This window comes from Aequitasia blattaphilus (assembly GCF_024721305.1).
GTDB lineage: Bacteria > Bacillota > Clostridia > Lachnospirales > Lachnospiraceae > Aequitasia > Aequitasia blattaphila.
This window is the reverse complement of the sequence record NZ_JAMXOD010000027.1, coordinates 1-12,063: the sequence shown is the minus strand read 5'-3', so window position 1 is coordinate 12,063 and position 12,063 is coordinate 1. Positions and strand designations below refer to the sequence as shown.

Genomic DNA, 12,063 nt, shown 5'->3' with positions numbered 1-12,063 from the left:
TATGAAAAAGTTAAAAAGCGTACTTTCACTATTAATGGTTGCCATGCTGGTTTTGACATCTGGCATTAATGTAAAGGCGGCACCGATTGACACAACAAAAGATGTTACATTTACCATTCACAAGTATGATAGTACAGTGATAAAGGATAATGGAAATGGACAGGCATTGAATCCTGCAACAGATTTGGCAGGCGCAAAACCATTAGAAAATGTTGAGTTTAAGATTTATAAAACCAATATTGAACAGTCACCAGGGGAAGAAAAGGCTTGGCCAATAGCAAAGGATGTTTTAGAAAACAAAGGAACTTATGGAATCGTAGATGCAGATGCTGTAACGATGAAGACCAATTCAAGTGGAGAGGCAACTACAACGATTTCAGCAGCAAACCAAGGAATCTATTTAGTAGAAGAAATCAACAACCCTGCACTTGATAACGGGGATACAAGTGCGGTAGCAAATAAGTTAGGTGAACCATTCCTTATCTCTTTGCCAATGACAAATGCAGATGGAACAGACTGGAATTATGCGGTACATGCATATCCAAAAAATAAAGTAAAAGATGGACCAGAAGTTGAAAAAGAGATTGAAAAAGCAGGACAGACAAGCCAGGGAGCAAATGTTGGAGATGATGTAACATGGAGAATCGTAAGTGAGATTCCTTCCGATTTATGCTATTTGGCAGATGATGGAACGACTAAGATTTATGCAAAAGAATATAAAATTACAGATGCTTTGTCAGCAGGACTTACTTATAAGAGTGTTTCCTTTAAAACAATTAAAGGGGCAGCAGAGACAGCATTGGCATTAACAACACCTGGAGACTATACAGTAAGTCCTTCTGGAGTAGAAGATGGACCAGTAACAGTTGTTGTAACTCTAACAAATGCAGGTAAAGAAAAGGTACAAAATACGAAGGCAGACAAATTAGTAGTAGGAATTACAACAACAGTAAATAAAGCGGCAATATCAGTAGATTCCATTACAAACGTAGCAACTCTTAACTATACAAACAGTTTGAATTATTCTTATGAAAAGAATACACAAGATGGTAGCAATCCTAATAAACCAAAACCGGATGTACATACAGGTTCAACAGGTCTTACAAAGGTAAAGGGAAGCAATGGTACAGTATTAGGTGGTGCAAAGTTTGCAATCTCTGATACAGCAGCTAACGCAAAAGCAGGAAAATATATTAAGAGAAACGCAACAACTGGAAAAATCACTCTTCCAGGAGCTTCTGATTATTCCTCAACATCTGACCCAATATACGAAGTAGAATCAGATGCAACAACAGGTTATGTACAATTTGAAGGTCTTGCATATGGACCATTAGCTACGGATACAACAGACTATTATGTTATGGAGACTTTTGCACCATCAGGATATCAATTACTGAAAAATCCTGTAATTGTAAAAGTAGGACAGAAATCTAGTTTAACAACAATAACAGATGCTACTAAAGTACATAACAACGAGAAATTTATACTTCCAAAAACAGGTGGAATGGGAACAATCCTTTTCACAGGAGCTGGAATTCTCCTAATGGGAGCAGCGATTCTCATTATTAGAAAATCAAAAAAAAATAATGCATAAGCAAAAATAAATTATGGATTGAACGGCTTTTTGGCCGTTCAATTCTCGTTAAGGATGAACGTGATGAAAAGTAAAAAATGGTTGGTAGGAATCCTCTTTCTAATTGGATTAGGCCTGTTAATGTATCCGGTTATATCCGGCATATTGGCTTCTATGCAGGAAGAAAAAGTGATTGCTGTTTATGAAAACAATCTGGACAAATATACGGAAGAAGAAGTAGAAAAAGAGTTGGCGCTTGCGAAGGAATACAATGCGAGTATATCGGGAGAACACATTAAGGACCCTTTTATTCAAGATAGTGGAATGGTTCTTCCTGACAACTATTCTCAGATTTTAGATTTTAATGGGGTGATGGGCTCCATAGAGATTCCCAAAATAAAGGTCAATCTTCCCATCTATCATGGAACCAGTGAAGAAGTACTTGAGAAGGGCGCAGGACATCTGCTTCAGTCCTCATTTCCAGTAGGAGGAGATGGAACACACTCTGTTATCAGTGGCCACAGAGGCCTTCCAAAAGCAAAGCTCTTCACAGATTTGGTTGACCTGGAAGAAGGGGATATTTTCTATATACATATATTAAATGATGTATTAAAATATGAAGTAGACCGTATCGAGACAGTGGAGCCCTATGAGACAGAAAATCTATTACCTGTCCCAGGAGAAGATTACGTTACCTTGGTAACCTGTACACCTTATGGGGTGAATTCACATCGTTTATTGGTTCGGGGAACGAGAGTTCCTTATGATGTAGAACATACCCAGACAATAGATAACAGCAGAAGTATTCGTGCAGCAGTCTGGTGGCCGTATATTGCAGCTGCAGCAGCTTTAGTAATTCTAGGGATTCTAATATTCTTTGGAAGACGAAGGAGTAAGGGAAATGGGCGAAAGAAGAGGTAGGCATGAAAGGGGACGAAGAATTCCCCTTATCATAGGGATATTGATTTTTGTCGTTGGGTTCGGTATTCTATTGTACCCTCATATTATGCAAAAGCATTACGAACAAAAAGCTGGAAAAGCAATCCAATTGTTTGATAAGAAATATCAGGAGCAGGAAGATAACCCTCAGATAGAGGCCCTATATCAAGCTCTTCTAAAGTATAATCAGGAACTGTATGAGACAGGACAAAATCAGCTAAAGGATCCATTTGCCTTTGCTCAGAAAGGATTTGATTTAGCACCCTATGGTATTGATGATAATATAATCGGACATTTACATATTCCCTCAGCAGAGATAGAGCTGCCTATATATTTGGGAGCAAGTGATGAAAATATGAAATTAGGGGCAACCCTTCTTACCCATACTTCTATGCCAATAGGAGGAGAGAATACCAATGCAGTAATTGCAGCTCATCGCGGATATTATAAGGCGAAAATGTTTAAGGATATTGATAAGATTCAAGTAGGAGATGAGATATATCTTCGGAATTTTAAAGAAGAGCTGACCTATGTAGTGAGTGAAACAGTTGTGATTAATCCCACAGAAATAGATAAGGTGCTGATTCAGCCTGGAAAGGACATGCTTACTTTACTAACCTGTCATCCCTATGGGGAAAGTACTTATCGCTATTTGGTTTATGCAGAACGGAAATAATAAAGAACAGACCCTCCATTGGAAGGTCTGTTCTTTATTTAAGCTTACACCATCTGAGTGCATCCACACTGTCATCGAATATCTGTATTTCCTCGTCTCTTGTATCATATGCATAGTAGAGATTCTTGTCCTGGATTGAGTTATATCTTTCAAAAAAGAAAGCTCCAAAGTTATGATACTCTTGATCATCGGAAGTCATAATATTCATCCCGAGCTCTGTGGATACTTCATATAATTTCTCTGTCAATGGCGTTTTTTGAATTGCACTTACTGTCATTTCCTTATAAGCCCCCTTATGCTGTAACTGTCGTTTGTGTATGGTTAAAGTATAGCAAATGCGTTATTTGCAATACAAACGCAAGGGAGCGCAAATAAAGAAAATTATCCGGTATGAGCAGAAGGGGAGAAAATTGTGCGGATTGTGTCAAAATTCCGAGAATGCATTAAAAAAAGAGAGAAATTTCTCTCTTTTTTCTGCTTCTATATTACCACAAAATCACCTTTTTTTCAAGACTTGTAAGAGGGTGGAAACAGAGGTATACTGTCTAAACCTTAGGAGGTGTGCCAATGGAGATAAAAGATTTAACGGGGTTATCACTTGTTACGAAGAAGAAGGAAGTACATGATTTAATGGAACGAAATGCAGACACAGGAAGATTTCAGCTTGTATTATCTGAGAAGGAGGCATTGCAGCTTGTTGAAAGCAAGAATCAAACACTAAGGATGTATAAGCGGATAGAGCTGGGAGAGAGCATATTAGGGAGTTTAGTAGAGGCATTTTGCGATTCTCAGTACATCAATCAGAGCAGCTATCTGGAAACCTTAACGGAGCTCCAGGAGTTATTTTACCTCTATAAAAATGAGTGTATGGATCAAATCAGTGATGAGGAGCTGCTTTGTTTTATGAGAGAACAATATGACGAAATTTGCTGTGGGGATCTGGACTATTTAGGGGGAACGTGTTTGGCAAGGTTTGCAGAAGCAGTTAAAGCAGGATGGAAAGAGAGTGATGAAACCAGAAGGGAGAAATACGAAAAACTTAGTACGGAGAAAAGATGGGATAAGGATGTTTATTTGTCGGTGGTAAAAGAGTTGTTTTGGTAGGAGGTATTTATGGAGTATAGCGAAGAAGAGTTACTGGAGCTTTTAAATCAGGTGATACATAAAAATGTATCTTATGAAAGTACGTCTGTTACTTATGAAAAGGCTCAGGTTTTAATGGATGGAATCTTATACCATGTAGAAGAGTGTTTCACAGAAAAGGAGAAGCTGTGGACGAAGACAACACCTTTGGAAGTACTGTATCACCAGGGGATTGAAATGACAAAGGAGAAAGTTTATCAGGCAAAAGAAATCTATTTGAAAGTCCTAGAGGATTTTCAAGATTATCATGTAAGGAATTACAGGGATACTGTAGTAAAAGGGATGCCGGGATTTTTTGTCCGGTATGATTTAATCTACGAGCCTCAAAATCATATTTTGACCCTGGACTATCCTGTGTTATTCCCAACACAGGAAAAAAGAGGAGTGGATTTGATTCTTGATTATATGGAGAATATTCAAATAGAAAAGGAGTTTCTGGAGCATTTTCCGCCTGAGGCAGTAATGCAGGTTTTAGAGGAAACGGTAAGAGATTATAAGAATAATTACATGGACAATATTACGTATGCTGTATTAAGACAGGCTTTGTTTTGCATGATTGCAGGAAAAAGTGTAGAGGCTCTTCAAATAACGGAAGGAGATAAAGAGGAGGTACAGGAATTCTTTTTAGAAGATGGAAAGGAGAAGGGGATTTTCAAGGCTGTGAAGCTTCTTGAGATTATGGAGCAAAGGATGAGCCTGAAAGAAGGCTATTTTACATCCTATGCTCCGGAATTCTATTTCCGCTTACTTTCATAAAAGAAGAAAAGCAGACACATAATTAATGACAGTAAGGTAGACGCAGGAGCTGCCCAGCCAATGGAAAAAAGGCTGGCATTGGGAAGCCGGCTTAAAATAAAAGCAAAGGGAACCCGGACTAAAAAGGTAGTGATTAAGCTGTGGAGCAAGCTAAACCAGGACTTCCCAAGGCTATTAAAGTATCCATTCATACAGAAGACAAAGCTTACCAGTAAGATATCAAAAATATAAGAGTGCAAATAGTTGGTGGCTTTTTTTACAACTTCCATATCGCCGGTTAAGATACCAGTTAGTAAGTCTCCCCGAAGCTGACAGATGATGACAATTATCACAGCAGGGATTAGGGCCATTAAAATGCCCCACCACATACTCTTTTGTGCTCGTTTCTTTTGCTTTGAGCCAAGATTCTGAGAGGAGGCGGTTCCAACGGCTGTGCCCATGGATGTAGCAGGTACGAATAAAAAGGTGATCAGCTTTTCCACAACTCCAACGGCAGCAGAGGCAATCAGTCCCATCTGGTTTATAATTGCGGTTACAAACAGAAAGGAAAGAGTAACCATCAAATTTTGAATGGCTACTGGTGAGCCGATTTTGGTTATATGTCCAATGTAAACCTTGTTAAAGCGGATATCTTCTTTTTTGAGGGAAAATCCAAGGCCTTTTTTACGAAGGAAAAAAAGGGAAAAGGCAAAGCTACCTGCTTGAGCGACTGTGGTTGCAATAGCGGCACCAAGAGCTCCCATTTGTACATATTTGACTAATATTACATCAAGGACTATGTTGATAAAGCAAGCAACTGCGACAAATAAAAAAGGAGTCTTGGAGTCACCAATGCCAGTTAATATACTGGTGATTACGTTATAACCTACAATAAAAGGGATTCCAATAGCACATGCTAAAAGGTAACTCCTTGTGGCTTCTATGGCTTCAAAAGGTGTCTGCATCACAGACACGAAGAGTGCATGAAAGGCTAAGTATATGGTCATCAATACCAGTGCCGATACACTAAAAAGTAAAATAGCACTTCCAGTGGTTTTGGAAAGACTTCTTTGGTCATTGGCTCCAAAAGAAATGCCAATTCGCATAGTAATTCCGGTAGCAAATCCAATAATCAGCTGGGTGACAATGGACATAAGCTGACTTCCAATGGTGACAGCCGATACATCTGCAGTTGTGGCGTAGTGACCCACAACAAACAAGTCTACAGCCCCGTACAGATTTTGAAGTAAGATGCCAAGCATATAGGGACCAACGAATATCAGCATGGCTTTTGGAATACTTCCAGAAGTAAAGGTGATTTCTCTTTGTTTCATTTTTGTAACTCCTATTTCTATATTTCTCGTCAAAAAAAGGATAAGACTGCAGCATCCCTGCCATCTTATCCAGCATATGTAAATATACCCTCCGACTAGTGGCAGTATAGCATAGTAAAAAAAGAAAGTCAAAAAAAGTTTGACAAAGAAAAGGGTCTGTGATAGGATAAAGAAGTATTTTGGATGAGACTTTGATTCACGTGTTTTGTAGATCATGTTTTAAGATTTGCGAAATGCGTGTTTTTTTTCGTTTACCATGAAATATAATATAAAAAAGGAGGTATCTTTTCAATGAATAAAGGTACAGTAAAATGGTTTAATGCAACTAAAGGATTTGGTTTTATCACCAACGAAGAAACAAATGAGGAAGTATTCGTACACTTCTCAGGTCTTGCAATGGACGGATTCAAGACATTAGAAGAAGGACAGTCTGTAACATTTGATGTAACAGAAGGAAATCGTGGACCTCAGGCAGTTAACGTTTGTGTTGCTTAATTAAACGATGAAAAAGAAGCGCCGCTGATTAGTGGGGCTTCTTTTTTTCTGCTTTTATATGGAGGTGGAAATAATTGTAATGGATTTTGCATCAAAAGTAATGATCCCTCCATCCCTCATTTTTGCCAATTCTCTGGAAAGAGACGTTCTTTGTATCCCTAAGCGTTCCGCTAATTCTTTTTTGGAAAGAGTCATATAAATTGTTTGGCTTTTTTGCTTTTTTCGCTCCGTTCTTAAATAATCAATTATCTTATCCCGTATACTTTTCCCAACCAAATAGTGAACCTTTTCTCCCAGAGATACTGCATGATTTGAGATGCGCTTTAAAAAAGCAGAAAGAAACTCTGGATTTTCACATAACAATGGAAGTAAATCTTCCTTTTTAATTGTCAAAGTGGTAAGCTTTGTTTTCGCACGTACTGACAGGGGGTAAAAGGGGGAATCAGAGAACAGCAGGTTTCCGCCAACGATGTCATGAAGAGAAAACTCATTTACGGTGAATACATTTCCATCCTTGTCATACCGTTCCACGGCAATAATTCCATCTAAAATAATATCCAGACTTACACAAGGATCCCCTTCAAAATGAATCATACAATCCGGTTTATATTCTTGGGTGATAAAGCTCCCGTTTTTCAGGAGATTATTAAGTAAGTCTAAAGATAGTTTCCCCAGTATATCATTTTTATTAATCAAGTCTAAAGCTTTCATAAAACCTCCGTTTTCGTTACATTGGTCACACATTCTTCTTGAGTATAAAGCTATAATGCAAATAAATCAACGAAATCAAAGCACATAGGAGGAAAAATATTATGAGTATGTTTTGTTATCAATGTCAGGAAACAGCAATGGGAACAGGCTGTACAGTCAGAGGTGTCTGTGGAAAAACAGAAGAGATTGCAAAGCTGCAGGATCTTTTAATCTATTCCTTAAAAGGAGTTGCAGAAGTTGTTGTTGCAAACAAAATTGATGTAAGTGAGATTGGTGAAGTAAACCATGCTCTGATAAATTCTTTGTTTACGACAATTACCAATGCGAACTTTGATGGAGATGCAATTGCAAAGCAGATAAGCGCAATCTTAGAGCTAAGAGATAATCTGAAAAAGAAGTATGGAAATGTTCCGGTAAAGGACAGTGCAGTTTTTACTGTCGAGACGAAAGAAGAGATGATTCAAAAGGCTGGGGAGGTAGGAGTTTTAGCTACGGAAAATGAGGATATTCGTTCGTTACGTCAGTTTATCACCTACGGACTGAAAGGGATGGCAGCTTATACAGAGCATGCTCTTAATATCGGAAAAGAGAATCTGGAAATCTATAAATTTATGTATCACGCACTGGCAGAAATTGAAGATGACTCTCTTACAGCGGATGATTTAGTGAAGCTGGTTTTAGAAACAGGTGAAATGGGAGTACAGTCTATGGCATTATTAGACGGGGCAAACACTTCAAAATATGGAAATCCAGTCATTACAAAGGTAAACATAGGAGTTCGCAGCAATCCTGCCATTTTAATATCTGGACATGACTTGACAGATTTAGAACAATTGTTAGAACAGACCAAGGGAACAGGGGTAGATGTATATACCCATAGTGAGATGCTTCCTGCCCACTATTATCCGTATTTCAAAAAATATGATAATCTTGTTGGAAATTACGGAAATGCATGGTGGAAGCAGCTGACAGAGTTTGAATCCTTTAACGGACCGATTCTTTTCACAACCAACTGTATTGTTCCACCAAGAAAAGAAGAAATCAGAGAAAGAATTTTCACTACAAATGCTACAGGATATCCGGGATGTCCTCATATTGTTCCTGATGAAAAGGGGTATAAGGATTTTTCGCCAATAATCGAAATGGCAAAGAAGCTGCCGGCACCGACTCAGATTGAAGAAGGAGAAATTATTGGTGGATTTGCTCATAATCAGGTGTTTGAACTGGCAGATCAGATTGTAGAAGCAATTAAGACTGGGGCAATTAAGAAGTTCTTTGTGATGAGTGGCTGTGATGGAAGAATGAAATCCAGAGAATATTACACAGAGTTTGCCAAACAGCTGCCAAAGGATACTGTGATTCTCACATCTGGCTGTGCCAAATATCGCTATAACAAATTGGGATTGGGAGACATCGGTGGTATTCCAAGAGTATTGGATGCAGGTCAATGTAATGATTCCTACTCATGGGCAGTAGTGGCTTTAAAGCTGAAAGAAATATTTGAGCTTGCAGATATTAATGATCTTCCGATTGAGTTTAATATTGCATGGTACGAGCAAAAGGCAGTTATAGTCCTAATGGCTCTTCTCTCCATGGGATTCAAAAATATTCATATTGGGCCAACACTGCCAGGATTCTTATCTCCTAATGTGGTGGATGTTGTTGTAGATAAGTTTGGACTTGCAAAGAGTCAAACAGTAGAAGAAGATATGAAATTGTTTCTATAAATATAAAAAGGATGCTTTTTGGCATCCTTTTTATATTTATGGCAGAAAGAAGAAGCCGATATTTGAGAAATATGGTATGATAAAAACAATAAGAATAGGAGGATTAAGAGTATGGTATTAATAATTGTTTTAGTAATTCTTGCACTGCTGGTAGTTTTTGTGATTAGTGCATACAACAAGTTGGTAAGAAGTAAGAATAAGGTAAAGACGAATTGGTCACAAATTGATGTGGTTCTAAAACGGAGAGCTGATTTAATTCCCAATTTAGTTGAAACAGTTAAGGGATATGCGGCACATGAAAAGGATACCTTAGAGGCAACCATTGCTGCAAGAAACAAGTATCTAAGTGCAGGTAATCAAAGTGAGCAGATGGAAGCTTCAGGGGAATTAAGTAGTGCGTTGAACCGTATTATGATGCTGGGAGAGGCATATCCACAGTTAAAGGCAGATACATCCTTTAATAATCTGCAAAAGAACTTGGAAGAGACGGAAAACAAGATTCAATTTGCAAGACAATTTTATAATGATTCGGTGTACAGCTACATGAACTTGAAGGAAACCTTCCCATCTTCCATTATAGCGGGAATGTTTAATTTTCAGTCATTTGAGTTGTTTACAGTTGCAGAAGGTGATAGAGAGGTGCCCAAAGTTGATTTCAACAAGTAAAAAAATTATAACCGGAATTTTTCTGCTCCTTGTGTGTTGTCTATTGCCAGGCATAACCGGAAAGGCAGAAGGTAATACCCTTTATAGTATTCACATGGAAATCAACATAGAAGAAGATGGAAGTGCAGAGATTCAAGAGGTGTGGGACATTGATGTAGAAGAAGGAACTGAGATTTATAAAGAAATGCAAGGAATGGAAGGATCTCCAATTACTGATCTGAAGGTTCAGGAGGGAGATGAAATCTTTGAATCTCAGGGGTCTTGGGATACAACTGTATCTTTTGAAGAGAAGGCACACAAATCAGGAATTCTTCAAAGAGGAGATGACTATGAGCTTTGTTTTGGAGTGGGAAGCTATGGCCGGCATACCTTTACGATGACTTATCAGATTGAGAACTTTGTAGATCAGTATGAGGACATGAGCGGTATGAATTACCGCTTGCTAAATGAGGGCATGAGTGTTATGCCAGAGGATTTTTCTCTTCGAATAAACTGCATCCTTTTTAGAGAAGAGACGAAGGTGTATGCTTTTGGGTTTGAAGGAGAAATTCAGGTAAAACAGAACGAAGATGCGAGTTACTATATAGAGGCCAGTAACAAGAATAGTGAAGGAGAACAGGGGAGAATACAGTATGTCAATGTTCTTGCCGGATTTCAAGGAGCTGAGTTTAGTGGTGGAAATGAAAGACACTCAGACAGGAACTTTCAAGATATGGTCGATGAAGCAAAAGAAGGAAGTGACTACGGAGATGGCGGAGTGAATGTGGGGAGAATTATTCGCATTCTAATTTGCTTTATCTTTACAGCAGTTATCTTTCTCCGTGCCTATTTCAAGAGTCCGAAAAATAAGCTGGCGGCCCTTGAGTTTTCAGATGGGACGAAAGGACTTCCGAAGGAAAGCGAGGTAAACTATTTTCGTGACATTCCAGCTGAAAAGGATTTATTCCTCTTCTATTACATTATCAGAACGGGGAATGTTGTATCGGAAAAGGAAGCCCAGTCAGGTCTTTTAACAGCCCTTTTACTAAACTGGATTCGCCAGAAGAAGGTGGAGTTTGTAAAAGAAGAGGTTCAGGGATTCATTAAAAAGAAGGAGAGCTATGAAATTCATTTTTTAAGTGATGGATCGGATTTTCTTACGCCTATGGAAAGGGAACTATATGACTATTTCAAAAAGGCAGCAGGAAGCAATGGAATATTAGAAAATAAAGAGTTTGAAAAATGGTGCAGGAAAAACTATACGAAAATGGAAGCTTGGTTTGATAATGCAATTTCTACGGTGGAGGGAACTTTAGAAGGAAGAGGATACGCCTTGAGCCGTCAGGAAGAGGATAAGTTTTTGGGACTATTTAAATATACCAGAAACAAAAGACTTTTCACTCCTGCATTTAAAGAATTGGTTCTTCAAAGTGTTGGTTTTAAAAAATTCCTGAAGGAATTTTCAAGTCTTGGAGAGAAACAAGTAAAGGAAATCGTTCTATGGGAAGATTACCTTGTATTTGCCTCTGTTCTTGGAATGGCAGATCAAGTTGAAAAGGAAATTGGCAGACTGTATCCAGAATTCAATCAGTATTCAGAGATTGATCCTTATTATACGATGATGGCAACCAGATCCTTTGCCATAGGAGGAGTGACCAGAATGCATGCTGCCAGTGAAGCGGCAAGATCCAGCGGAGGTGGGGGATCCAGCTCCTTTGGTGGTGGAGGAGGATCCTTCTCCGGAGGCGGAGGCGGAGGAGTGCGCTAGCTCAGTGTACTTCGTGCCTCTAAGGCTTCTAACAAAGAATCAATCTGATCTTTTGTTGTTGCCCAAGAGGTACAGATGCGAATCATGGAAGTACTTTCATACTCTTCCCAGAGATCAAAGGAAAAATCCATGCTTAAGGCATCCAAGGTTTCATTTTTAACAAAAACATCAAGAATTCTCCTTCCTCTATAGGGAGTGAGATGAATTGATTTACTTGCCTGTCGGCAATGAAAAGGATTTTGACTGAAATCTAATTTCGGAAATATCTTGGTGTAGCTACCATAAACTACTACAAAAAATAATACAAAAACGACACC

The 12,063-nt window shown here is 38.6% G+C and carries 12 protein-coding genes and 1 pseudogene; 9 read left to right on the top strand and 4 right to left on the bottom strand.

Features of this window, described 5'->3' with window-relative positions; genetic code table 11:
• The first annotated feature begins 1 nt into the window (after position 1).
• From NHH15_RS13735 to NHH15_RS13725, 3 genes are all read left to right on the top strand, one after another.
• Positions 2–1,594: a SpaH/EbpB family LPXTG-anchored major pilin gene (locus NHH15_RS13735; RefSeq protein WP_262067225.1), complete on the top strand. Its 1,593-nt coding sequence runs from the start codon at positions 2–4 to the stop codon at positions 1,592–1,594.
• A gap of 63 nt (positions 1,595–1,657) precedes the next feature.
• Positions 1,658–2,494: a class C sortase gene (locus NHH15_RS13730; protein ID WP_262067224.1), complete on the top strand. Its 837-nt coding sequence runs from the start codon at positions 1,658–1,660 to the stop codon at positions 2,492–2,494.
• Positions 2,475–3,188 carry a class C sortase gene (locus tag NHH15_RS13725; RefSeq protein ID WP_262067223.1) on the top strand — a complete coding sequence of 238 codons (714 nt, stop codon included), beginning with the start codon at positions 2,475–2,477 and terminating at the stop codon, positions 3,186–3,188. The genes NHH15_RS13730 and NHH15_RS13725 overlap by 20 nt, the downstream gene beginning before the upstream one ends.
• A 34-nt stretch (positions 3,189–3,222) precedes the next feature.
• Here NHH15_RS13725 and NHH15_RS13720 read toward each other — a convergent pair whose 3' ends face one another.
• On the bottom strand, positions 3,223–3,465 hold the full coding sequence (locus tag NHH15_RS13720) for a hypothetical protein (RefSeq protein ID WP_262067222.1): 243 nt from the start codon (positions 3,463–3,465) through the stop codon (positions 3,223–3,225).
• A gap of 290 nt (positions 3,466–3,755) precedes the next feature.
• Here NHH15_RS13720 and NHH15_RS13715 point away from each other — a divergent pair, with 290 nt between their 5' ends.
• A complete protein-coding gene (locus NHH15_RS13715; protein WP_262067221.1) occupies positions 3,756–4,292 on the top strand; it encodes a DUF6323 family protein in 537 nt (178 codons plus the stop codon).
• A gap of 9 nt (positions 4,293–4,301) precedes the next feature.
• Positions 4,302–5,087 carry a DUF6179 domain-containing protein gene (locus tag NHH15_RS13710; RefSeq protein WP_262067220.1) on the top strand — a complete coding sequence of 262 codons (786 nt, stop codon included), beginning with the start codon at positions 4,302–4,304 and terminating at the stop codon, positions 5,085–5,087.
• On the opposite strand, the gene NHH15_RS13705 is transcribed toward NHH15_RS13710, so the two are convergent.
• Entirely contained in the window at positions 5,066–6,400 is a 1,335-nt protein-coding gene (locus NHH15_RS13705; protein ID WP_262067219.1) for an MATE family efflux transporter, read from the bottom strand. The genes NHH15_RS13710 and NHH15_RS13705 overlap by 22 nt on opposite strands.
• Before the next feature lie 291 nt (positions 6,401–6,691).
• Here NHH15_RS13705 and NHH15_RS13700 point away from each other — a divergent pair, with 291 nt between their 5' ends.
• Complete coding sequence (locus NHH15_RS13700; protein WP_262067218.1) at positions 6,692–6,895, top strand: cold-shock protein; 204 nt, start codon at positions 6,692–6,694, stop codon at positions 6,893–6,895.
• 54 nt (positions 6,896–6,949) lie between these two features.
• On the opposite strand, the gene NHH15_RS13695 is transcribed toward NHH15_RS13700, so the two are convergent.
• Positions 6,950–7,606: a Crp/Fnr family transcriptional regulator gene (locus NHH15_RS13695; RefSeq protein ID WP_262067217.1), complete on the bottom strand. Its 657-nt coding sequence runs from the start codon at positions 7,604–7,606 to the stop codon at positions 6,950–6,952.
• Positions 7,607–7,707: 101 nt separating this feature from the next.
• Between NHH15_RS13695 and hcp the strand changes: the two genes are divergently transcribed.
• The 3 genes from hcp to NHH15_RS13680 all read left to right on the top strand — a co-directional run bounded on the left by hcp (position 7,708) and on the right by NHH15_RS13680 (position 11,746).
• Positions 7,708–9,333: a hydroxylamine reductase gene (hcp, locus tag NHH15_RS13690; RefSeq protein ID WP_262067216.1), complete on the top strand. Its 1,626-nt coding sequence runs from the start codon at positions 7,708–7,710 to the stop codon at positions 9,331–9,333.
• A 111-nt stretch (positions 9,334–9,444) separates the two neighbouring features.
• Positions 9,445–9,999 carry a LemA family protein gene (locus NHH15_RS13685; RefSeq protein WP_262067215.1) on the top strand — a complete coding sequence of 185 codons (555 nt, stop codon included), beginning with the start codon at positions 9,445–9,447 and terminating at the stop codon, positions 9,997–9,999.
• Positions 9,983–11,746, top strand: coding sequence for a DUF2207 domain-containing protein (locus NHH15_RS13680; protein WP_262067214.1), 1,764 nt, complete (start codon positions 9,983–9,985; stop codon positions 11,744–11,746). The genes NHH15_RS13685 and NHH15_RS13680 overlap by 17 nt, the downstream gene beginning before the upstream one ends.
• Here NHH15_RS13680 and NHH15_RS13675 read toward each other — a convergent pair.
• Positions 11,743–12,063 (bottom strand): annotated as a pseudogene (locus NHH15_RS13675) (hypothetical protein); the annotation flags it as partial. The gene NHH15_RS13680 and the pseudogene NHH15_RS13675 overlap by 4 nt on opposite strands.